This window comes from Arthrobacter sp. 9MFCol3.1, from assembly GCF_000620385.1.
In the GTDB taxonomy this organism is placed as follows: Bacteria; Actinomycetota; Actinomycetes; order Actinomycetales; family Micrococcaceae; genus Arthrobacter.
This window is the reverse complement of sequence record NZ_JIBJ01000004.1, coordinates 130,548-152,632: the sequence shown is the minus strand read 5'-3', so window position 1 is coordinate 152,632 and position 22,085 is coordinate 130,548. Positions and strand designations below refer to the sequence as shown.

20 protein-coding genes, 2 tRNA genes and 1 riboswitch are annotated in these 22,085 nt (G+C 67.8%); of the genes, 3 read left to right on the top strand and 19 right to left on the bottom strand.

All coding sequences use genetic code 11. The annotated features are described in order from the left end of the window. Nucleotides 1-119: 119 nt before the first annotated feature. The 19 genes from C560_RS0103485 to C560_RS0103395 all read right to left on the bottom strand — a co-directional run bounded on the left by C560_RS0103485 (nucleotide 120) and on the right by C560_RS0103395 (nucleotide 19,274). Nucleotides 120-1,265: a class I SAM-dependent methyltransferase gene (locus C560_RS0103485; RefSeq protein WP_026537138.1), complete on the bottom strand. Its 1,146-nt coding sequence runs from the start codon at nucleotides 1,263-1,265 to the stop codon at nucleotides 120-122. Nucleotides 1,266-1,400: 135 nt separating this feature from the next. Beyond that, the gene (locus tag C560_RS0103480; protein WP_026537137.1) at nucleotides 1,401-2,561 is read right to left on the bottom strand and encodes an NAD(P)-binding domain-containing protein; all 1,161 of its coding nucleotides are present in this window, start codon (nucleotides 2,559-2,561) and stop codon (nucleotides 1,401-1,403) included. Between the two features lie 14 nt (nucleotides 2,562-2,575). After that, nucleotides 2,576-2,935 (bottom strand): zinc ribbon domain-containing protein YjdM, encoded by a 360-nt coding sequence (locus C560_RS0103475; protein ID WP_026537136.1) that lies wholly within the window; start codon nucleotides 2,933-2,935, stop codon nucleotides 2,576-2,578. Between the two features lie 69 nt (nucleotides 2,936-3,004). Beyond that, nucleotides 3,005-3,802: an amino acid ABC transporter ATP-binding protein gene (locus C560_RS0103470; protein ID WP_018773343.1), complete on the bottom strand. Its 798-nt coding sequence runs from the start codon at nucleotides 3,800-3,802 to the stop codon at nucleotides 3,005-3,007. Further along, on the bottom strand, nucleotides 3,789-4,454 hold the full coding sequence (locus tag C560_RS0103465; RefSeq protein ID WP_018773344.1) for an amino acid ABC transporter permease: 666 nt from the start codon (nucleotides 4,452-4,454) through the stop codon (nucleotides 3,789-3,791). The genes C560_RS0103470 and C560_RS0103465 overlap by 14 nt, the downstream gene beginning before the upstream one ends. A gap of 36 nt (nucleotides 4,455-4,490) precedes the next feature. Beyond that, complete coding sequence (locus C560_RS0103460) at nucleotides 4,491-5,312, bottom strand: amino acid ABC transporter substrate-binding protein (RefSeq protein WP_026537135.1); 822 nt, start codon at nucleotides 5,310-5,312, stop codon at nucleotides 4,491-4,493. Between the two features lie 217 nt (nucleotides 5,313-5,529). Continuing rightward, nucleotides 5,530-5,605 (bottom strand) — tRNA-Ala (locus tag C560_RS0103455). Nucleotides 5,606-5,782: 177 nt separating this feature from the next. Then, a tRNA-Ala gene (locus C560_RS0103450) sits at nucleotides 5,783-5,855 on the bottom strand. Between the two features lie 157 nt (nucleotides 5,856-6,012). Then, the gene (gene rsfS, locus C560_RS0103445) at nucleotides 6,013-6,414 is read right to left on the bottom strand and encodes a ribosome silencing factor (RefSeq protein ID WP_018773346.1); all 402 of its coding nucleotides are present in this window, start codon (nucleotides 6,412-6,414) and stop codon (nucleotides 6,013-6,015) included. Between the two features lie 65 nt (nucleotides 6,415-6,479). Beyond that, nucleotides 6,480-7,763, bottom strand: coding sequence for a hypothetical protein (locus C560_RS0103440; RefSeq protein ID WP_026537134.1), 1,284 nt, complete (start codon nucleotides 7,761-7,763; stop codon nucleotides 6,480-6,482). 7 nt (nucleotides 7,764-7,770) lie between these two features. Next, nucleotides 7,771-8,454: a nicotinate-nucleotide adenylyltransferase gene (gene nadD / locus C560_RS21150; protein ID WP_231386255.1), complete on the bottom strand. Its 684-nt coding sequence runs from the start codon at nucleotides 8,452-8,454 to the stop codon at nucleotides 7,771-7,773. A 55-nt stretch (nucleotides 8,455-8,509) separates the two neighbouring features. Continuing rightward, nucleotides 8,510-8,749, bottom strand: a complete 240-nt coding sequence (locus C560_RS0103430; protein ID WP_026537133.1) for a hypothetical protein — start codon at nucleotides 8,747-8,749, stop codon at nucleotides 8,510-8,512. Nucleotides 8,750-8,829: 80 nt separating this feature from the next. Further along, nucleotides 8,830-10,215, bottom strand: a complete 1,386-nt coding sequence (locus C560_RS0103425; RefSeq protein WP_026537132.1) for a glutamate-5-semialdehyde dehydrogenase — start codon at nucleotides 10,213-10,215, stop codon at nucleotides 8,830-8,832. 26 nt (nucleotides 10,216-10,241) lie between these two features. Continuing rightward, nucleotides 10,242-11,414 (bottom strand): glutamate 5-kinase, encoded by a 1,173-nt coding sequence (proB, locus tag C560_RS0103420; RefSeq protein ID WP_026537131.1) that lies wholly within the window; start codon nucleotides 11,412-11,414, stop codon nucleotides 10,242-10,244. After that, nucleotides 11,404-12,993, bottom strand: a complete 1,590-nt coding sequence (gene obgE, locus C560_RS0103415; RefSeq protein WP_026537130.1) for a GTPase ObgE — start codon at nucleotides 12,991-12,993, stop codon at nucleotides 11,404-11,406. The genes proB and obgE overlap by 11 nt, the downstream gene beginning before the upstream one ends. A gap of 117 nt (nucleotides 12,994-13,110) precedes the next feature. Continuing rightward, the gene (gene rpmA / locus C560_RS0103410; protein WP_009372867.1) at nucleotides 13,111-13,374 is read right to left on the bottom strand and encodes a 50S ribosomal protein L27; all 264 of its coding nucleotides are present in this window, start codon (nucleotides 13,372-13,374) and stop codon (nucleotides 13,111-13,113) included. 61 nt (nucleotides 13,375-13,435) lie between these two features. Further along, complete coding sequence (rplU, locus tag C560_RS0103405; RefSeq protein ID WP_018773353.1) at nucleotides 13,436-13,744, bottom strand: 50S ribosomal protein L21; 309 nt, start codon at nucleotides 13,742-13,744, stop codon at nucleotides 13,436-13,438. 400 nt (nucleotides 13,745-14,144) lie between these two features. Next, nucleotides 14,145-15,818 carry a bifunctional hydroxymethylpyrimidine kinase/phosphomethylpyrimidine kinase gene (locus C560_RS0103400; protein WP_051532986.1) on the bottom strand — a complete coding sequence of 558 codons (1,674 nt, stop codon included), beginning with the start codon at nucleotides 15,816-15,818 and terminating at the stop codon, nucleotides 14,145-14,147. After that, nucleotides 15,801-15,898: riboswitch (TPP riboswitch) on the bottom strand. Its footprint overlaps the gene before it by 18 nt. Before the next feature lie 148 nt (nucleotides 15,899-16,046). Further along, nucleotides 16,047-19,274, bottom strand: a complete 3,228-nt coding sequence (locus tag C560_RS0103395; RefSeq protein WP_026537128.1) for an Rne/Rng family ribonuclease — start codon at nucleotides 19,272-19,274, stop codon at nucleotides 16,047-16,049. A 482-nt stretch (nucleotides 19,275-19,756) separates the two neighbouring features. Between C560_RS0103395 and C560_RS0103390 the strand changes: the two genes are divergently transcribed. The 3 genes from C560_RS0103390 (at nucleotide 19,757) to C560_RS0103380 (ending at nucleotide 21,930) form a co-directional block, all read left to right on the top strand. Further along, nucleotides 19,757-20,428, top strand: coding sequence for a vitamin K epoxide reductase family protein (locus tag C560_RS0103390; protein WP_026537127.1), 672 nt, complete (start codon nucleotides 19,757-19,759; stop codon nucleotides 20,426-20,428). A 166-nt stretch (nucleotides 20,429-20,594) separates the two neighbouring features. Further along, nucleotides 20,595-21,140, top strand: coding sequence for a flavodoxin domain-containing protein (locus C560_RS0103385; RefSeq protein ID WP_043422464.1), 546 nt, complete (start codon nucleotides 20,595-20,597; stop codon nucleotides 21,138-21,140). A 64-nt stretch (nucleotides 21,141-21,204) separates the two neighbouring features. Further along, nucleotides 21,205-21,930 (top strand): dienelactone hydrolase family protein, encoded by a 726-nt coding sequence (locus C560_RS0103380; protein ID WP_043422462.1) that lies wholly within the window; start codon nucleotides 21,205-21,207, stop codon nucleotides 21,928-21,930. Nucleotides 21,931-22,085 lie beyond the last annotated feature (155 nt).

Here is a 22,085-nt window from a genome sequence, read left to right as displayed (position 1 = left end):
CCGGAACTCGGTCACTGATACCTCTAAACGTTTTGGCCACGCACAGCAGTTGTCAGAATCGTACGTTACGTGCAGGCGTGCGCCCACACTTGCGCTTTGCTGACGCAAAGTTTCTTTCGTCAAGGCCGCCTGGTGCTGGCCGTGACGGTGAATTTTGGATTCCTGCCGGCCTCGCGTGTGGGCCCGATCAGCCGTTCCAGGGCCGGCCGGTAGTTCAGGTGGCTGTTGAACACGGTCCAGAGCTCCCCGCCCGGGGCGAGCACCCTGCCGGCCGCTTCGATCAGCTTGATCCCCGCGCCGGAGTGGACCGCCGCTTCCAGGTGGAAGGGCGGGTTGAGCAGGACCAGGTCCGCGCTGGCGTCCGGGAGGGAGCTCATGGCGTCGTCCTGGAGCACGTCGATCCGTCCGTCCAGGCCGTTCGCCCGGGAGGTGGCCAGGGCTGAGTCGACGGCGGCGGCGGACCGGTCGGTGGCGGTGACGCGGGCACCGGGGTTGGCGCGGGCGTACATCGCCGCGAGGATTCCGGTGCCGCAGCCAAGGTCAACGGCATGGGTGGCGTGCGGCATCCGGGGCAGGAAGGCCAGCAGGAACCTGGTCCCGATATCCAGCCCGGTGCCGGCGAAGACGGCGCCCCGGGCGCAGACCGTGAGCCCCAGTCCGTCGTTGACCTCAGTGACCGGGAAGGGCAGCGCTGCCGGGACCGGCTTGGGGCTCCGCGCCAGCAGGAGCCGTGATTTCTGCCGCGCCAACTGGGGCTGGACGTCGCCGAAGTAGCGGCCCAGGACGGCGTTCATGCCCAGGCTCATGTGTTTGACGCGTCCGCCCGCGACCAGCACCACCTCGGGCGCCGCGTAGCGGGCCACGGCGTCGGCGATCTCCTCAAGTTCCGCCAGGGACCGCGGCAACTGCAGCAAGACCAGGGAGGCTCCCTCCAGCAGTTCGGCGCCCAACGGGAGGTGCTCGAAGCCGCCGTCGATGCCCAGGGCCTCGGCGTTCGCGCGCAGCGCCCGTTCACCGGTGATGAGGTCCTGCTGGACCCGCACGGCCTCCGCCCCGAGCGTCAGGGCCCCGAGGGTCAGGGCACCGTAGCGGTCCCCCACCACCGCGAGCCGTCCGCCGGGCGGCAGCAGGCCGGCCTCGCGCATCTCAAGTACAGAGTTCAGCAGGAGCCTGTCCGTGGCGTCCCAGGCCTGCAGGTTGTCGGCCTCCACATCCGGGAATCTACGCAGCCCGGCAAAGAGGGATTCGAAGCTGTTGTCCGCCACGCGCGTTGTGCCGCCGTTTCTTCTCAGGGTGGGAATTTAGCCGGGTGTTTGGAACTTCGGCACTGCACTTCAACGCGGGGTCACTTACGGTCCGTCCTGCACTCCGGGATGGGCCGTAAGTGACCCCGCGTTGCTTTAAGTTATACCGGACCGGGCCAGCAGGGTGACGATTCCGGCGACGGCGGCCCGGCCGGCCCGGTTGGCGCCGATTGTAGACGAGGAGGGCCCGTAGCCGACGAGGTGGACCCGGGGCTCGGCGGCGACCTGGGTGCCTTCCAACGCGATGCCGCCGCCGGGCCCGCGCAGGTGCAGCGGGGCGAGGTGTTCGAGTTCGGCCCGGAATCCCGTGGCCCACAGGATGACTCCGGCGGCGAGGAAGCTGCCGTCGGCCAGCCGGACGCCGTCGGGTTCGATCGCGGTGAACATGGGGTGCCGGTCCAGGACGCCGCGCGCGGCGGCGGCGCGCAGGGCCGGGGTCCAGATCAGGCCCGTCACGGAGACGACGCTCTGCGGCGGCAGGCCCTGGCGCACCCGCTCCTCGACGAGGGCGACGGCGTCGTGGCCGGCCTGCCGGTCGAAGGCGGCCTCGCGCCAGACCGGTTCCCGGCGGGTGAACCAGGTGGTGGTGGTGACCTTGGAGATCTCATCGAGCAGCCCGACGGCCGAGATCCCGCCGCCGACCACGATGACATGCTGCCCGCGGAATTCGTTGGCGGACACGTAGTCGGCGACGTGCAGCTGCCGGCCACCGAAGCTGGCCCTGCCCGGATAGATGGGCCAGAACGGCCGGGTCCAGGTGCCGGTTGCGTTGATGAGGGCGCGGGCCGAGAACCGTCCGCGTGAGGTTGCGATGCTCAGCCGCCCGGCCGGATCATCGTCCTCCCGGCTCACCGACTGCACCTTCACCGGCCGCTCGATCGCGAGGCCGAGGTCGTGTTCGTACCCGCCGAAATAGCGGGTGAGGAAACTGGAGCTGGCCTCGGCGGGGTCCACGTCGGGCTGCGGGATTCCCGGGAGGTCACTGATGCCGTTCACGGTGGCCATGAGCAGGCTCTTCCACCGGTGCCGCCAGGCGCCGCCGGGCCCGTCCTCGGCGTCGAGCACGATGTAGGTCCCGGCGGGGGCCGGGCCAGCCGGGGCCGGGCCGGCCGGGTCAGGGCCGGCCGGGTCAGGGCCGGCAGCGTCAGCGGCGGCCGGGACGAAGCCGCGGCGCTGCAGGTGGTAGGCCGCCGAGAGTCCCGCCTGGCCGGCGCCGACCACGACGACGTCGGCCGCCCGCACCGTCTCAACGGTCACGGTCGCGTTCCCGGTCAGATCTTCTTGACGACGCTGGACTTGAGCTGCATGGGGCCCACGCCGTCCACCTTGCAGTCGATGTCGTGGTCGCCGACACCGTTGACCAGGCGGATGCCGCGGACCTTGGTGCCGACCTTGATGACGGTGGAGCTTCCCTTGATTTTCAGGTCCTTGACCACGGTGACGGTGTCGCCGTCGGCGAGGACGTTGCCTACCGCGTCCTTGATGACGGCGGTCGCTGGGGCGTCGGCTTCTGCGTCAGTCTCCGCGGATGCGGACCATTCGTGCGCGCACTCCGGGCAGACCAGGAGCGCCCCCATTTCGTAGGTGTATTCGCTGGAGCATTTGGGGCACGGGGGCAGGGAGTCGTTCACCCGACCAAGTTTAGTCGCCGCTTGTGCCCGCCCGTGCTGGCGGCCTTTTTCTCGCCGCGGCCGGTCGCCTTAGAACGGGTTCAGCAGGCGGTCCACGAACTGCCGCGTGCGTTCCTCCCGCGGGTCCCGCAGCACGGTGTCCGGGTGGCCGCGTTCAACCACCACGCCGCCGTCCATGAAGATGACCTCGTCGGCCACCTGACGGGCGAACGCGAGCTCGTGGGTGACCACCACCATGGTCCAGCCTTCGTCGGCGAGTTCCTTGATGACGGCCAGGACCTCGCCCACGAGCTCGGGGTCCAGCGCAGAGGTGGGCTCGTCGAAGAGCAGTAGTTGCGGGCGCAGGGCGAGGGCACGCACAATGCCGACGCGCTGCTGCTGGCCGCCGGAGAGCTCGAAGGGGTAGCTGTTCTCCTTGCCGGTCAGGCCGACCCGGGCCAACAGGTCCCTGGCCTCCTGGATTGCCTCCGCCTTGGGCCGCTTCTGTACCTGGACCGGGCCCTCGATCACGTTCTCCAGGACGGTCTTGTGCGGGAAGAGGTTGTAGTGCTGGAACACCATGGCGCTGCGGTCCCGCAGGGCGAGCACCTGCTTCTTCGCCACCGGTGTGGCAAAGTCCACGGTCAGTTGCCCCGCGAATTCGGCGACGCCGGCGTCGGGCACTTCGAGGCCGTTCAGGCAGCGCAGGACTGTCGTTTTTCCTGATCCCGACGGCCCGATCAACGTGACCACTTCGCCGCGGCGGACTTCAAGATCGATGGATTTGAGCACTTCGTGCTGGCCGAACGCCTTGCGCAGGCCCGTGACGGTCAGGAGCGGCTCGTCTGGGACAGGAACATCGGAGGGTTGCGGTTCAGTGGGCGACATAGCGGTCCAATCTCTTCTCCAGGGCGGACTGTCCGCTGGCGAGAACGAGGCAGATGATCCAGTAGATCACGGCTGCTTCCAGATACAGCAGCATGAATTCCTGGCTGAAAGCTGCCACCTGCTGCGCCACGCGGAACAGTTCGGTGACGAGGATCAGCGACGCCAGCGAGGTGTCCTTGACCAGGCTGATGAAGGTGTTGGACAGTGGCGGAACCGAAACCCGGGCGGCCTGCGGCAGGATGATCCGCACGAGCGTCTGCCGGCGCGACATTCCGATGGTGTGGCCAGCCTCCCACTGGCCCTTGGGAACGGACAAGATGGCCGCCCGGATGACCTCTGCGGCATAGCCGCCGACGTTCAGGGAGAACGCGATGATGGCGCTGGGCCAGGGGCTGATGGTGATTCCCACGGAAGGCAGCCCGTAGAAAATCACGAACAGCTGGACCAGGAGCGGGGTTCCACGGATGACGGAGATGTAGGTCCGCGCCACCGCGGAAACCAGGCGGTTGCGGCTCAGCCGCATGAGGGCCACCACCAGCGCCAGCAGGAGGCCCAGGCTGAAGGATGCCAGCGCCAGGGGGATGGTGCCGAAGATCGCACCCGTCAGGAGGGGGCCCAGCGATGACCACACGAGTTCCCAGTTGATGCTCATGCCCGGACGCGGCGTTTCTCTGCGGCGTGCACAGGGCTACTTCGAGACGTCGGCGTCGAAGTACTTCTGGGAGATCTTCGTCAGGGTGCCGTCGGCCGCCAGCTCGCCGAGGGCCTTGTTGATGGCGTCGGTCAGGCTGGTCGATCCCTTGCGCAGGGCGAACGCGCTCAGCGACTTGTCGGTGGTCTCGGCCGCAATCTTGATGCCGGTGTCGTGGTCGGTCTTCTGGTAGTCCAGGTACGTCAGCTTGTCGTTGATGGTGGCATCGACACGGCCCTGCTTGAGCAGTGTGATCGCCTGCGCCCAGCCCTCGACGGCCTCGACGTTCGCGCCGCTCTGCTGCGCCAGCTTGTACCAGTTGCTCGTCAGGGACTGCGCCGTGGTCTTGCCATTGAGGTCCTCAAAGGAGTGGATGCTGTCGTTGTCCGACTTGGTGACGACGACGCCGGTGCTCACTGTGTAGGGGGTGGAGAAGTCGTACTTCGCCTTGCGCTCATCGGTGATGGAAACCTGGTTTGCGACGACGTCGAACCGCTTGGCGTCGAGGCCGGCGAAGATGGCGTCGAACTGCGTCTCCTGGAAGGCCGGCTTGACGCCCAGCTTCCCGGCAACGGCGTTGATGATCTCGACGTCGTAGCCCGTCAGCTCACCGCTGCCGTTGGCGTGGAACGTGAAGGGCTTGTAGGTGCCTTCCGTGCCGACCTTGAGCACGCCTGCGCTTTTCACGTCGCTGAGGGAGGTGTCCGCACCCGCTGCCGGCGCTGAGCTGGCCGGGGTGGTGGACGCCGACCCGCAGCCTGCCAGGGCGAGTCCTGCGGCAGCAATGAGGCCGATAACGGAAAGTCGTGTGCGCTTCATGATGTTCCTTAGTCGTGGAGCCGGAAATGGCCTTCCAGCTAAGCCGCATGGCGGCCGTCTCCTAGCGACGATAGCAAGGTCCCGCTCAGGGTGGAGAGCCTAAATGACAGTTTATGACGTCGGGTCATGAGACGGTCTTGACGGATGCAACCTCTGAAGGCAAACGCCAGTGCGGGGCACGAAAAAGGGAACCACCGCCTCGCGGTGATTCCCTTTCTGGTGGAGCTGAGGGGACTCGAACCCCTGACCCCCTGCATGCCATGCAGGTGCGCTACCAGCTGCGCCACAGCCCCTCATTTGCCCGGAAGTTTTCGTCCTCCCTGAAGCAACCTGAATAGCCTAAACCACAAATCGCGTTCGCGCTAATCGGCGCGATGACTCATGGGAAAGGTTCGTCACTTCCAGGTTCTGGCCCGGATTCTGGCACAAAAAAATCCGCCGGAATCTTTCGATTCCGGCGGATTATCCGGTGGAGCTGAGGGGACTCGAACCCCTGACCCCCTGCATGCCATGCAGGTGCGCTACCAGCTGCGCCACAGCCCCGAATTTTCGCTGCTCCGAGCATGTCTGCTGACGTGCAAAGCTCCGGTTTTTTGTCCGGATCTCTCCGAAGCAACTCAAATATCTTAGACCAGCCCTTCGGAAAATTCCAAATCGGGCATATTCGGCTCTTTTTAGCGTCCGGACGTGGCCGGGGTGGCTACTCCGTGTCGGTGCCGGCGGTGGCCTTGGCGGAGGCGTCGTCGCCGAGCTGCAGATCGACGACGGGGCAGTCCTTCCACAGGCGCTCGAGGGCGTAGAACACGCGGTCTTCCTCGTGCTGGACGTGGATGACGACGTTGGAGTAGTCCAGCAGCACCCAGCGACCGCCGGAGCGGCCCTCGCGGCGGACGGGCTTCTGGTCAAACTTGGAGAGTTCGTCCTCGATGCCGTCCACGATTGCGTTGACCTGTCGTTCGCTCGGGGCCGAGGCAATCAGGAAGACGTCGGCCAGGGCCAGCCGTTCGCTGACGTCCAGGGCCACGATGTCCTCGGCAAGCTTCTCCGAGGCAGCGCGGGCTGCGTGGCGGGCGGTAGTGATGGATGAATCGGTTGCAGTCACGGGACTCCTTGTAGTGATGAAAAACTATGGTGATGAAAGTGTGGGCGCCGGTGGCGGCCTGGGACCTAGTGGGCCAGCCCGGTGACGATCAGCGTGATGCCGGCGATGAGGGCAACAATCCCCACGGCCAGGACGCCGAGCTGGAGCATGCGCAGGCGGCGCGCCCGGCCCAGCCCGGCGGTGGCGGCATCCAGGGGTTCCAGCCCGTAGGCGGCATTGGCGGCAACGGGTTCCCCGCCCACGAATCGTTCGTCGGACTCCCCCGCGGAATTTGCCGCGCTTGCCGGCCGGGCTGTTCCGGCTTTGGCGGCTGCTTCCGCCCGGGCCAGGACGCCGGCTCTGCCAGCGGCAGAACCCGTAGCAGGACCTGCGGCCTTCTGGCGGGAAATGCCCGGCCGCCGCAGGCCGGGCTTCCGTGGCGAGTCCACGCGCGGACCCGGGTTGGTGACAACCGGGACATACGACGTGGCAGGGCGCTTCATGACGGGCCGCTCCACGCCGGGGATCTTCTCAAATTCCAGCGGTGTGACCATGGCCAGATTGTTGGCCGTGGTCGGATCGTTGCGAGGCGCCGCCGGCTGGCTGTTTTGTTCGGCAAGCTTCTGCTTGGCGGCGGCGCGGCGGTTCAGGATCGCGGCGCGCTCGGCGAGGGCGATCTGCTCGGCCAGGACGGCCGGATCAACGGCATCCGGATCCGTGGCCGCAATGTGTTCCATCTTGGCCACTTGGTTCTTGGCCTGCTCCGCGAGGAGCTCGCGGGCGGCCAGCGCCTGCTCCACGGTCATGCCCTCGGGCGTCGTGCCGCCCGGTCCGGCGCCGTCGGCCGCGGGGGCTTTGGGCGCAGCGGGCGCTTTGAGCGTCGGGGCAGCTGACACAGCCGGGGACGCGCCCTTCGGAGCAGCGCCCTTCGAGGCGGCGTCCGTGGGTGCGGTGTCCTTCCCGGCTGCGTCCTTCCCTGCTGGGGAGACCACCGGGTTGGCTCGGGTCCGCGGCGACACCGGGACAATGGTGTTGGCCTGGGTGGCCGGGGCGGTTTCGGTCGCCAGCTCCAAAAGCCTCAGCTGGCGTCGCGTGGGCGGCCCGCCGCCGGCCAGCTGGCCTTCCTTTTCTGCGAGTTCCTTGATGGTGCGCAGTGCGGCGCGGTCCCTTGCCCGGACCTGGGAGGACCGCTCCGTGCCGGCAGGCACAGAGTCAGCGCGCACAGAGTCCACCGGGGCGTCGGCAACGCGACGGCTCCGGCCAGTGATTTCGGCCTCCGTCGGCTCGCCCGGGCCCGGAGTGTCCAGGCGTTCATCTCTGGCCTGCCGCAATTCGCGGCGGCTGCGGATGGGAGGCTGTTCCTGACTCATGGCAAACTCATTCAGTGCTGGCTGGTTGGGTTATCTCAAGGGCTGGATCGTGCTGTGCGGGGTCAGTTTCTGCCGCGCCGTTTCCGGCGTTGGCGGTCCCGGCGTGTCCGGCTTCAAGGCGGTCGGCGTCGGGGCTGGCGTGGTACAGGCCGTACTTGGCGATGTACTGGACCACCCCGTCCGGCACGAGGTACCAGACCGGGTTTCCTTCGGCCACCCTCGTGCGGCAATCCGTGGAGGAAATGGCCATGGCCGGGACCTCCAGGAGGCTGACGTCCTTGCGGCCCATGCCGTCCAGGACGTGGCCTGGCCGGGTGACGCCCACGAAGTGCGCGAGGGACCAGAGTTCATCGATGTCTTTCCAGGACAAAATCTGGGCCAGGGCGTCCGCGCCGGTGATGAAGAACAGATCGGCGTCCGGACGCAGGGTCCGCAGGTCACGCAGGGTGTCGATCGTGTAGGTCGGTCCCGGACGGTCCACGTCCACCCTGCTCACGGTGAAGCGGGGGTTCGAGGCCGTGGCGATGACAGTCATGAGATACCGGTGCTCGGCTTCGCTGACCTTCTTGGCCATCTTCTGCCAGGGCTGGCCGGTGGGCACGAACACGACTTCGTCGAGGTCGAATTTGGCCGCGACCTCACTGGCCGCGACAAGGTGTCCGTGGTGGATGGGGTCGAACGTGCCGCCCATCACACCCAGACGCAGGCGGCGCTGGGCGCCGCGCTGCTTCGTGGGGGCGGAAATATTAGTGACCCTGGCCGTGATCGTGCTTGTTCGGGTGCTGGCGGTGCGGGTCCGCGTGCTCCTCGACGGCCACGTGGCGCCGGCCCAGGTTGGAGTAGGACAGCGTGATCAGCAGCAGGACCACCAGGATCGCGAACATGGTGCCGCCAATGACAAACGGCGGTGCAATGAGCGGTGCGAGTTCCTCGTGGCCCGATTCGCCGGCGGCGGCGACGAAAGTGGCGATCTGCTGCGACAGCATGTTCTCCCCTAGTGAGTTCAAAATTTGACGACGGCGGAGGTGTCCACCGTTCCGGTCTTCCGTTCCATGTTACAGCGTTGCTAGCCCCGGATCTGGCCCTCGCCCTGCACGATCCACTTGGTCGTGGTCAGCTCGGTCAGTCCCATGGGGCCGCGGGCATGGAGTTTTTGGGTGGAAATCCCCACTTCGGCGCCGAGGCCGAGCTCGCCGCCGTCGGTGAAGCGGGTGGAGGCGTTCACGATCACGGCGGCCGAATCGACATCGGCGATGAAGCGCTCGGCGTTGGCGAGGTCGTTGGTCAGGATCGCTTCCGTGTGGCCGGTGGACCACTTGCGGATGTGCCTGACGGCCTCGTCCAGGCTGTCCACCATGGCCACCGCCAGGTCCAGGTTCATGTATTCGGTGGCCCAGTCATCCTCCGTGGCCGGCACGGTCTGGACCGAGGCCGGCAGGGCGGCGCGGATGCGCTGGTCCACGTGCAGGGTGACCCCGGCAGCCCGCAACGCGGCGGCGACCGCGGGAAGAACGGTGGACTTGGAGTGCACCAGGAGCGTTTCGACGGTGTTGCAGACGCTGGGCCGCTGGGTCTTGGCGTTGAGGAGGATATCCACGGCCATTTCCTCGCTGGCGGAAGCGTCCAGGAAGATATGGACGTTGCCTTCACCGGTCTCGATGACCGGCACAGAGGAGTTCGTCACAACGGACTGAATGAGCTCGCGGCCGCCGCGGGGAATGAGCACGTCCACCCGGCCGCGCGCCCGCATGAGCGCGGTGGCGCCGTCGCGGCCGTACTGGTCGACGGTCTGGACGGCGTCGGCGGGCAGGCCCACCGATTCCAGCGCATCCCGGAGGATGGTGATCAGGGCGGCGTTGGTGGCAGCGGCGGCGGATCCGCCGCGCAGGATGACGGCGTTGCCGCTCTTGAGGGCAAGCCCGGCGATGTCGACCGTGACGTTCGGGCGGGCCTCATAGATCGCGGCCACCACGCCCATGGGTACGTTGATCTGGCGCAGGCGCAGCCCGTTGGGGAGGGTTTGGCCCCGCACGACGTTTCCTACGGGATCGGGCAGGGTGGCGAGGTTTTCGAGTGCGGCGGCGAGGGCCGTGATGCGTGAGTCGGTCAGCGTCAGGCGGTCCAGCAGGGCGGCGCTGGTGCCGGCGGACCGGCCGGCCGCGACGTCCTTGGCGTTGGCGGCCAGGATCTGGTGCTTGTGTTCCACCAGCGCCTTGCCGACGGCGCGCAGGCCCCGGTCCTTCCAGGCCCGGTTGGCGTGCGCCATCTTGCGGGCAGCGTTGCGCGAGCGGTCGGCGATCGCGTGGACGGCCGCTTCGGTCCCTGTTGCTGTGCCAGGGGCGGGTGCCGGATCCGGGGCCGCGGCGAACCCTTGGGCAGGCGCGGCGTTACCGGCGGGAACGGTGCCGGCAGGCACATCAGTCACGGCAGCGGAAGTCAGGGCCTCAGTCATGCTTCCAGTTTAGGCGTCGGGGGAACCTAGACCAGCACCAGGTCGTCAACATGAACAACTTCGCGGTCATATCCGCGGCCCAGTGCCTTGCCGAGCTCATGGGTGGACCGGCCCAGCATTTGGGGCAGCTCGGCGGCCGAATAGTTGACCAGCCCGCGGGCAATCACGGTGTTGTCCACGGACACCATCTCCACGGCGTCACCGGCCTCGAAGTCGCCCTTGACCGCTGCGATTCCGGCCGGCAGGAGCGAGGTGCGGCGGTCGCGGACGGCCTTGACCGCGCCGTCGTCGAGCACCAGGGTGCCGCGCACGGATGCCAGGTGGGCCAGCCACAGGAGCCGGATCGGCTTGCGCGCGCCGTTGACGGAGAACCACGTGCCCACGTCCTCGCCGGCCAGCGCGGCGCCCGCATTGGCCGTGGATGTTACGAGGGCGTGGATGCCCGACCCCGCGGCGATGCTCGCGGCTTCGACCTTGGTGACCATGCCGCCCGTGCCCACGCCGGCCTTGCCGGTGCTGCCGATCGAGACGCCCTCGAGGTCGTGGGGGCCGGAGACGTGCGGAATCCGCTTGGCGCCGTGCGACGGCGGGCCGTCGTACAGGGAGTCGACGTCGGAGAGCAGCACGAGCGCGTCGGCGCGGACCAGGTGTGCCACCAGGGCCGCGAGGCGGTCGTTGTCGCCAAAGCGGATCTCGTGCGTGGCTACGGTGTCGTTTTCGTTGACCACCGGGACAACGCCGAGGTTCAGCAGCCGGTCCAGCGCGCGGAACGCGTTGGTGTGCTGGCTGCGGCGCATGAAGTCGTCCGCGGTCAGCAGCACCTGGCTGACGGTGACCCCGTGCGCGCCGAAGGCGTGCGTGTAGCGGGCCATCAGCAGGCCCTGGCCTACGCTGGCCGCGGCCTGCTGGGTGGCGAGGTCTCGGGGACGCTTCTCGAGGCCGAGCGGGGCGAGGCCGGCGGCGATCGCGCCGGAGGACACCAGGATGATCTCCGCGCCCGCGTTGCGCTTGTGCGCCAGGGCGTCGGCGAGCCCGGTCAGGGCCTCTTCGGAGATCCCGCCCTTGATGGAGGTCAGCGAGGACGAGCCGACCTTGACGACAATCCGGCGCGCCCCGGAGAGCACAGTGCGGTCCGGGGCGTCGATGGTCTGGGCCTTGAGCGGCTGGGACCGGTGCTCGACGACGGTCTTACTCGTCATCGGCTTCGCCCAGTCCACTCTCCTTGAGCGGCTGCCGCGCGCGGCGGCCGCTGACGGATTCGGTCCAGATGCCGGCCTTGCGTTCGGCTTCGAGCTCGGCGCGGGCGGCGGCCTTGGCGTCGCGGCGTTCCTGCTGTTCGTCGCGCTTCTGGCCACGCGTCGGGCGGTCGCCGATGTCGGCGAAGCGCACGTCGGTGCCGCGGGGCGAGGCGAGCAGCTCGGCACCGGCCATCATGGTCGGTTCCCAGTCGAAGACGACGCCGTCGTCCTCGCCGATGACCACCATGTCGCCCGGCTTGGCGCCCTGCTTGAACAGTTCATTTTCAACGCCGAGCTTGGCCAGGCGGTCGGCGAGGTAGCCGATCGCTTCCTCGTTAGTGAAGTCGGTCTGCTTGACCCAGCGGACGGGCTTGTCGCCCAGGACGCGGAAGAGCGGCTCGAGGTTCTTTTCCTCGCGGCGGATCGTGAAGCCGGTCTCGTTGACGGCGCGGGGGCGCAGCACCGGGGCGTGCACCTTCGGCGGGGTCGCGGCGACGGCGTCGCGGGCAGCCTTGACGATTTCGGCCATAGCGAAGCCGAGCTGGCGGAGGCCTTCGTGGCTCGTCGCCGAGATTTCGAAGACCCTGTAGCCCCGGGATTCAAGTTCCGGGCGGACGAACTCGGCCATGTCCTTGCCGTCCGGCAGGTCGACCTTGTTAAGGGCCACGAGGCGGGGGCGGTGGTTCAGCGGAACGACTTCGCCGTCGGACCCGCTGTAGCTCATGTCCACGGCGTACTTCTCCAGCTCGGCCTCGATGATGGCGAGGTCGGAGAGCGGATCGCGGTCCGATTCGAGCGTGCCGCAGTCCAGCACGTGCACCAGTGCGGCGCACCGCTCGACGTGGCGCAGGAAGTGGTGGCCGAGGCCCTTGCCCTCGCTGGCGCCCTCGATCAGGCCGGGTACGTCGGCAATGGTGAAGCGGACCTCGCCGGCCTGGACGACGCCCAGGTTGGGGATGAGGGTGGTGAAGGGATAGTCCGCGATCTTGGGCCGGGCGGCGGACATGGCGGCGATCAGGCTGGACTTGCCGGCGGAGGGGAAGCCGACGAGGGCGATGTCGGCGATGGACTTCAGTTCCAGGACAACGTCGCTGGATTCGCCTTCGATGCCGAGCAGCGCGAAGCCGGGCGCGCGGCGCTTCTGGGAGGACAACGAGGCGTTGCCGAGGCCGCCAATGCCGCCGGCGGCGGCGATGTATTCGTCACCTTCGGCCACGAGGTCGGCGATGACTTCGCCGGACTTGGACTTCACGACGGTGCCCACCGGGACCGGAAGGATCAGGGTTTCGCCGTTCTTGCCGCCGCGCCAGTCGCCCATGCCGGGGCCGCCGTTGGTGGCGTGCCGGTGGGGCGCGTGGTGGTAGTCGAGCAGGGTGGTGGTCTGGGGGTCCACGCGCAGGATGACGTCGCCGCCGTTGCCGCCGTTGCCGCCGTCGGGACCGCCGAGGGGCTTGAACTTCTCGCGGTGGACGGAGACACAGCCGTGGCCGCCGGTACCGCCGGATACGTGCAGTACTACCCGGTCTACAAAGCTCGCCACGTGGATCTCCTCAGTGCTGTTCCCCGGACCCCCAAAGAGGCCCAAGATGATTGTAATGCGGTTAAAACACCGGTGGAGCGGACCTAATGGCCCGCCCCACCGATTTAGAACTTATTGTTACTCTGCAGCTGCAGCAGCCACGATGTTCACAACGCGGCGACCACGGCGGGTGCCGAACTCGACAGCACCGGGGGTCAGGGCGAACAGGGTGTCGTCCCCGCCGCGGCCTACGCCGGCGCCCGGGTGGAAGTGGGTGCCGCGCTGGCGGACGATGATCTCGCCTGCGGAAACTACCTGGCCACCGAAGCGCTTGACGCCGAGGTACTGGGCGTTGGAGTCACGACCGTTGCGAGTGGAACTCGCGCCTTTTTTATGTGCCATTTGGAATGCCTGCCTTCAAAAATTCTGGGGAATCTGCTGGAACCTGAACAGTAACGAAGAGTTACTTGATACCGGTGATCTTGACCTTGGTCAGTTCCTGACGGTGGCCCTGACGCTTCTTGTAACCGGTCTTGTTCTTGAACTTCTGGATGACGATCTTCGGACCACGGAGGTCTTCGAGGATCTCAGCCGTAACCGTTACCTTGGCCAGGTCCGCAGCAGCAGACGTGACTTTGTCACCGTCCACCAGGAGCAGTGCGGGCAACTCAAAGGTGCTGCCGGCTCCACCGGGGACGCGGTTCAGGGTAACGAAGTCTCCAACGGAAACCTTCTCTTGGCGGCCGCCTGCGCGGACAATCGCGTACACCACTGGGGAACTCACTTCTCTCGACGTTTATTACTAGATTTGCGTGCGGAACCAGGGGCCAAATTGTTTGGACCGGCTCACGCTGTGCCTCAACGCCGGTGGATTCCCCGGGGGAACCCATGAGCTATCCCCGGAACAAATCCATTTGGAATTCCAAGCGGACTGTTCTCAGGGTCATAACCCAAGTGTTGGCGTAAGCACCGAAGATCTAGAATACGCTAATTTTGCCTTCGGCCGCAAATGAGGCTGGTTCCGGCGGGTAGTCCGTGATAGGCGCCACAACCTCCTGATGCAAGACCCTGTCAATGTTCTTGACCGGATCTTGACCATCCTGAGCTGTGTTGCCGCAACGACTTCCGGAACCGTGCCCCACCATCGTACCGGTAGTCCGGGCCAGCTCGTGTCAGGCGTACAGCCGCGGCGCGTCGAAGAAGTCCACTTCGTAGCGCGATGACTGCCGGAAAGCCAGGGCCATGGCCTCCCGTTCGCTCTCCGATGCCCGCCTGGCCGCCGTGTCCGTGTACGCGATGGCCTGCCGGGTCGCGGCGGCGAAGTCCTCATCGGCGTAGGTCTTCAGCCAGTCGGCGTAGGGGTGCTCCCCGGCCGCGCCGCCGGCCAGGAATTCCCGGTGCAGCGTGGAACCGACCTCGGCGTAGAGCCAGAAGCACGGCAGTGCCGCCGCCACGAGGACCCCGTAGCTGCCGGACACCGAGGCGGCCAGCAGGTGGTCCACATACGATTTCGTGACCGGACCCAGGGTGGAGTCCGTGGGGCGGGTGCTGAGCCAGGAACGGTGCAGCTCGGATTCGACTTCCAAGCAGGTCTGCGCCGAGCGGGCCCAGAACAGCTGCTCGGCCTCGGTGGGGGCAATCGCGGCGGCCCGGGCCAGGACCCGGGAGTAGCCGTTGAGGTACATGGCGTCCTGGGCGAGGTAGTACGCGAACTCGTGCTCGGGCAAGGACCCGTCGGCCAGTCCGCGGACGAAGTCCAGGGCGTAGATGGCTTCAAGATCGCCCGTGGCTCCTGCGCGCAGGGCTGCGGCGAACTCCCCCGCTGCCGGACCGTGTCCGGCCGGGCGGCACTGTCCGTCGGTGAGGTGCTGCCCGTCCTGGAGTTGCTGCAGGTGGTGGAAGTGGTGGACCGGTCCGTTGCCGGTGCCGACGTCCAGGACCGAGGCTTCGCGGAGCGCGCCCAGCAGCCACGGCTTGACTTCCCGCAGCGCCGCTTCCCAGTCCCCCACCCGGGCCTGCACGGTGGCCATGGCCGAGGACAGCGAGCAGCCGGTGCCGTGGCTGTTGCGCGTGGCGATCCGCTCCCCCGGTACGACCACTGTTTCCTGGCCGAGCAGGCCACCGGTGTTGACCAGTGCATCCGGGCAGCCGGCGCCGGCGGCGTTGCCTGCGGCGGCGTTGGCGGCGTCGGCGTCTCCGGGCTGTCCGCCCTGGAGGTGTCCGCCCTTAACCAGGACGGTGGTGCCGGTCAGGGCGGCCAGCCGCTTGCCCTGCGCCAGGGCCTCGGCCCAGTCGGCCGCTACGGGCTCCTTGAGCAGGATGGCGAGTTCGGCGAGGTTGGGCGTGATGAGGTCCGCCAGCGGCAGGAGGGCCTGCAGGGCGGCCTCGGCCGATTCCTGCAGAAGCCGGTCCCCGCTGGTGGCGACCATCACCGGGTCCAGGACGACGACGGCGGGGCGCACCTTTTCCAACCAGCCGCGGACGGCGTCGATCACGGCGGCGTCACCGAGCATGCCGATCTTGACCGCGTCGATGCCGATGTCGTCACTGATGGCGTCCAGCTGCGCCGTGAGGAACGCTGCCGGGGGGACGTGGACGGCGCGCACGCCCTGGGTGTTCTGCGCCGTCAGGGCGGTGACGGCGGCCATGCCGTAGCCGCCGTTCGCCGCGATGCTCTTCAGGTCGGCCTGGATTCCGGCCCCGCCGGAGGGATCGGAGCCGGCGATGGCCAGCACGCGGGGAATGCGCGGCGGCGCCGGCAGAGACTCGCTGTGCAGAAAATTGGCCGGCAGAAACTCGCTGGGCAGGAACTCGGACGGATTCGATCTCGCGGACAAGGCAGACATCCCTTCGCCGGTGCTAACCGGACAGGTTCAACGGGTCTGGATCTCAGCCGGCCCGATGCCCGGCACCCCGTGTCAGTGTTCCAGCCTAGCCGCTGCCACCCTGTGGCCCCGTTAACGCACGGGCGGGCCCGGGCCTGGGCGGACGTATGTTACGTCTGCCCTGACCCGGACCCGCAGCCCGAGCAGTCGAATTAGTGACCGGTCGGGGATGTGGTCAGTCGCGGAGGACTACAGCTCCGACGCCGGCACGCCGACGCCGAGGATGATCGGCTCGTTGCCGGCCGGGACGGACGCAGGCCTGGCCGCGGCGGGAGCCTTGGCCTCGTGAACCGATCCGGCCGCGGCCGGCCGGGTTGCCTCGCGGTGTTCCACGGAGGTTTCGTTGGCTGCGCCCTGGGCCCGGCTTGCACTCCGGTTGCGGCGCCCGCGGCGGCCGCGCGTGGTGTCGGCTGTGCGTGACGCCGGCGCTTCCGCAGCGCGGACGGACGACGGCGCCTCGGGCACCGTGGCTTCCGGGGCGGCAACAGCCGCTGCCTGGCCGGCGGCCTGGTCCTGCTTGCCGGCCTCGGCCTCGCCCAGGTTGGCGAAGGCCTCGGTCAGCAGGTCCAGGGTCAGGGCAGGTGACGGCGCGTCCTCGGCGTGCTCGACGAAGGGCAGGGCCACCTGCTCGCCGCCAAACGTCAGCACCGTTGCGGGACGCCCGGCTGCCTCGTCGGCGGCTGCGAGCTGCGTGACGGCGTCGACGGCGGCCTGGCGGGCCCCGGCGTCGCTGGCTGCGGCTGCCTCCCCGTCGTGCAGGTGCGCGGCGTGCGCCGCTGCAGCGATGTTGGCCAGCGCGGCACGGGTGGCTTCGGCCTTGGCGTGGCGTTCGGCCTCGGTGGGCTCGGCGTGGACGGGTGCGGGTGCGGCCGGCGCGGTCTCCGCGCCCTGGCCTCCCCTGCCGCGGCGACGGCTCTTGCGTTCCGTGCGGGCAGCAGGCTGCGCCTCGGTGCGCGGCACGTAGTGCTCCGCGGCGACCGTGTTGGCGCGGCGGTGTTCCACCGGCTCGTCGTGGGTGACGATGCCGCGGCCCGCACACGTTTCGCACTGCTCGCCGAAGACTTCCAGCAGCCCGGTGCCCATCCGCTTGCGGGTCATCTGCACGAGGCCCAGCGAGGTCACCTCGGCCACCTGGTGCTTGGTCCGGTCCCGGCCCAGGCACTCCACCATGCGGCGCAGCACGAGGTCGCGGTTGGATTCGAGCACCATGTCGATGAAGTCGATCACGATGATGCCGCCGATATCGCGCAGGCGCAGCTGCCGGACGACTTCTTCGGCCGCTTCCAGGTTGTTTTTGGTGACGGTTTCCTCGAGGTTGCCGCCGGAGCCGGTGAACTTGCCGGTGTTGACGTCCACCACGGTCATGGCTTCGGTGCGGTCGATCACGAGCGAACCGCCCGAGGGCAGGAAGACCTTCCGGTCCAGGGCCTTGTGGATCTGCTCATCGATGCGCCAGGCCGCGAAGATGTCCGTGTCCTTGGTCCACTTCTCGAGCCGGCCCACGAGGTCCGGTGCGACGTACGTGACGTAGGCCTCGATGGTGTCCCAGGCTTCCTCGCCGGAGACGATCAGCTTGGAGAAGTCCTCGTTGAAGACGTCCCGGACCACCTTGATGGTCAGGTCAGGTTCGCCGTAGAGCAGCTCGGGGGCGAGGATCTTGGTGGACGTCGACTGGCTCTCGATGCCTTCCCACTGCGCGCGGAGGCGGTTGATGTCGTGGGTCAGCTCTTCCTCGGACGCACCCTCGGCCGCGGTGCGGACAATGACGCCCGCGTCCTCGGGCAGGCGGTCCTTGAGGATCCGCTTGAGGCGGTTGCGTTCGACGTCGGGCAGCTTGCGGGAGATGCCGGTCATGGAACCGCCGGGCACGTACACGAGGTACCGGCCGGGCAGCGAAATCTGGCTGGTGAGGCGGGCGCCCTTGTGGCCGACCGGGTCCTTGGTGACCTGGACGAGCACGGAGTCGCCGGACTTCAGCGCGTTCTCGATCCGGCGCTGCTTGCCCTCGAGGTTGACGGACTCCCAGTTCACTTCACCGGCGTAGAGCACGGCGTTGCGGCCGCGGCCGATGTCCACGAAAGCGGCTTCCATGGAGGGCAGCACGTTCTGGACCTTGCCCAGGTACACGTTGCCGATCAGGGAATCCTGCTGGGTCTTGGACACGAAGTGCTCGGCGAGGACGCCGTCTTCGAGGACACCGATCTGGATTCTGTCGTCGCGCTGGCGGACGATCATCTGGCGGTCCACGGATTCGCGGCGGGCCAGGAACTCGGCCTCGGTGATGACAGTGCGGCGGCGGCCGGTGTCGCGGGATTCGCGGCGGCGCTGCTTCTTGGCTTCCAAGCGGGTGGAGCCCTTGACGGACGTGACGCGGTTGTTGACCGGCGCCTCGGCCATCGCCCGCGGCGCACGGACGCGGGTCACCGTGTTGGGCGGATCGTCGCCCTCCCCGCCGGTCAGCTCCAGGTCCTGGTCACCGCGACGGCGACGGCGGCGGCGGCGGGAGGTCACACCGTCTTCGAGGATCACCTCGGAGCCTTCATCGCCTTCTTCTTCGGTGCCTTCACTCTCGGTGTCGGACTCGGCAGACGTGCGGGTGCGGCCGCGCCGGCCGCGGCTGCGGCGCCGACGGCGGTTGCCGGCGTCTTCGTCCTCGTCGCCTTCTTCGTCCTCGGGCTCAGCTGCTGCCGCGGCAACGGGGGCCTGACGCACCACGGTGCTCAGGTCCGGGGCCTGGAAGATCACGGAAGTGAGGGCACCCGGTTCCATGAACAGCGACGCGGCCGGGCTCTCCTCGGGACGGGCTTCCGGCTCTTCGGGCTGGGCTGCGGCGGGCTGGGCTGCGGTGGCTTCGGCAGCGGGTGCTTCCGTAGCGGGGGCTTCTTCAGCCGGGAGTACTGCCGCGGGTGCTTCTTCGGCCTTCGGGGCGGCCTTGGCACGGCTGGCGCGGCGCCGGACCGGCTTCTCTGCAACCGTTTCTGCGGCAGCTGTGTCAGTGCCAGCTGCTGCGGGGGCCTCAGCCGCGGCAGGTGCGCCGGCTTCGGCGTCGCCGGCGAAGGCAGGCAACGGTTCCGGGGCGGCCACAGCTTTCCGGGTCCGGGTGCGCCGCGCGGGCGCCTTGGCCGCAGTGTCAGGTGCGGCAGTTTCAGATGCGGCAGCTTCGGGTGCGGCGGCTTCGACGCTGGCTGCCTTGCGGCGGCCCCGGACGGGCTCATCTGAGCCGGCCGCGTCGGCCAGGGCGGCGGCTTCGGCCACAGCCTCCGCAGCCTCCTCGGCGTTGACCTTGGCGACGGGCGCCTTCCGGCGGGTCCGGACGGCCCTCTTCGGGGCTACCGGAGCCTCTGCTTCCGCAGTTCCCTGTGCTTCCCCGGCGACTGCTACTTCTTCGTTTCCGGCTACAACCTGGTCATTATCCATATGTGGCGACACTCCTGCCCCTGATGCGCCGCCACATTCGGCGCCCCCTGGGGCAAATATGCGTCAACACCCGCAGGCATTGACAGAAGTCAATTGGATACCCTCAGGTTCGCACCGGCAGTGGGGTGCGGCAGCCCTGGAGGGCCGGCGAGATTGTTTTGGAACCCGTTGACCTACACGCCACAACCAGGTGCCGTCCAATGGCATTGCGGGACAGCTGGAATCAGAGGATCCGCAGCTCCCTGCTCATCATTGGCGGTCTTGAAACAAAATCGCCGGACCGGAATCCGGATGTGGATCGGGTTCCAGCCACGATCATTGTCTCACAGGAGCCGTCAAAGCAGGCGTAGGCGGGGCCGGGAGCGCATCAGGTGCGGCCGGGCACGGCGGACGGGGCCATTCTCCGGCGCTGTTCAGCCTGCGGCGTTACAATCGGGGCAAGAAGCACCCGGTCAAGACGACTAAAAAAGGACTCAATTTCCATGCCCAGCATCTCCAGCACTGCCGGCGACGCGACCGTGCACCAACCGGGTTCCGGCCCGGCCCCCGCGGAGCGGTCCCTTCCCTCGATGACCCGCGACCGCCCGTTCGCCTGGCTCCTGCTGATCACCGGCGTCGTCGGCTGGCTCGCATCCGGGGCCCTGGTGCTGGAGAAGCTGGAGGTCCTGAAGGACCCGAACCACGTCACGGTCTGCGACGTGAACCCATGGATCTCCTGCGGGCAGGTCATGCAGACACCGCAGAGTTCCGTGTTTGGCTTCCCCAACATGTTCATCGGGATCGTCGCCTTCGCCGTGATCATCACCACGGCCATGGGTATCCTCGCCGGCGCCCGGTTCGCCCGGTGGTACTGGCTGGGGCTGCAGGCGGGCGTGACGCTGGGCTTCGCGTTCGTGGTCTGGCTCTGGTCCCAGGCCTTGTATTCGATCCACATCCTGTGCCCGTTCTGCATGATCGTCTGGGCCGTGATGATCCCGCTGTTCGTCTGGGTGAGCGTCCGGAACGTCTCCCACGGCGTGATTGCGTTGCCTGCCGGCCCCACCAAGGTGATCGGCGACTCGGGCTGGATCATTACGGCGCTGCTGTACGTCGCCGTCATCGCGACGATCTTCTTCGCCTTCATCCAGGTCTTCATCGGGACCTCCGGCTACTAAGGGCGCCCAACCGCACCGAGGTGACAGTCAAGGCCAATGCTCGCGCTGAGCATTGGCCTTTGCTGTCATCCCGGTGACATGGTCCGGGCCCATGTCGGGACTTATGGCACGACCCCGCGCGCACAGGTTGGACAAGGCTGGAGAAAGGAAGACAGGAGGCTTCATCGTGACTGTTCTTGTTGCCTATGCAACCGCCTTGGGGTCCACCCGGGAGATAGCCCAACATATGGCGTCCCGGATGGCGGGTGCACTGGGCGAGGTAGAGTGCCGGTCCGTGGAGGAAGTCGAGGCTGTCTCCCGCTATGAGGCTGTCGTCGTCGGCAGCGCCATCCACAACCAGGCCTGGCTGCCCCCGGCTTTGCTGTTCTTCGAACACCATGCCCGCGAGCTGGCCAATCGACCCGTCTGGGCCTTCAGCGTGGGCATGGCGGATGCGCTGCCCAAGCCGTTTCGCCGTCGCGGCGCGGCCCTGCAACAGAAACGTCTGGCCGAAGTCCTGGACAAGGAAGTTCCGCTTCGGGACCACAAAATCTTCTCCGGCGTCTACCAGGCCGGCCAGATGCCGGCACCGCTCCGGACGGTGTTCCGGCTAGTCGGCGGCCGTTTTGGGGATTTGCGGGACTGGGCGGCTGTCGACGACTGGACGGATCAAATTACGGACCAACTCGCTAAACCTGCTTCGTCCACATCTTCAGGCAGCATCACAGGATAATGCCATCGAGACTGCACAGTCCGGCCCGGCCGCCTGGCGGGGTGGAGCGTGCCCGGGAGGCCCCATGACGGTTGTGAGCATTCGCACCGAACGAGGGGACATGCCTGCCTACGCGGCGACGCCGGCCGGTGCCGGTCCGTGGCCCGGGGTCGTCGTCATCCATGACGCACTCGGCCTGAGCCGTGACACCAAGGACCAGGCCGACTGGCTGGCCAGCGAGGGGTTCCTCGCCGTGGCGCCCGACTTGTTTTACTGGGGCAGCAGGGCGACTTGCCTGTGGTCCCTCATCCGCGGCTGGCGGCCCCTCGGCGACCTGGACGCCGCCCGCGCCTGGCTGGCGGGACAGGACGGCTGCACCGGCCGGATCGGCGTGATCGGCTTCTGCATGGGCGGCGGGTTCGCCCTCATGCTGGCCCCGGACCATGACTTCGCCGCGGCAAGCGTCAACTACGGCGGACTCGATGACCAAACCGCCCGCGCAATGCCCCGTGCCTGCCCCATCGTTGGCAGCTACGGCGGCAGGGACCGCTGGCCCGGAGTGCGCAAGGTCCCGGCCCGTCTGGGGCCGCTGCTCGCCGAGGCCGGAATAGACCATGACATCAAGGTCTATCCCGACGCCGGTCACGGCTTCCTCAACAGGCATGGCCCGTCGGACCTCACGTTCGGGGACAAGTTGCTCGCGAAGCTGGTCGCTGCCGGTTACCACGAGCCCTCCGCCGAGGACGCGCGCCTGCGCATCCTCGGGTTCTTCCGGGAACACCTGACCACCCCTGAGGGGGAAGCTAGATAATGCACCCTGCACCGAGGGGATCCCTGCTGGCAGCCGGTGCCGTGGCCGTTTTCACCACCGGCTACCTGGCCGTTGTGCGGCCACGCCTGCTTCGCTGGGGTGCGACCGTTGACGAAGCGCGGGGACCCTACCCGGGCGCCGGGTTGATTCCGGAC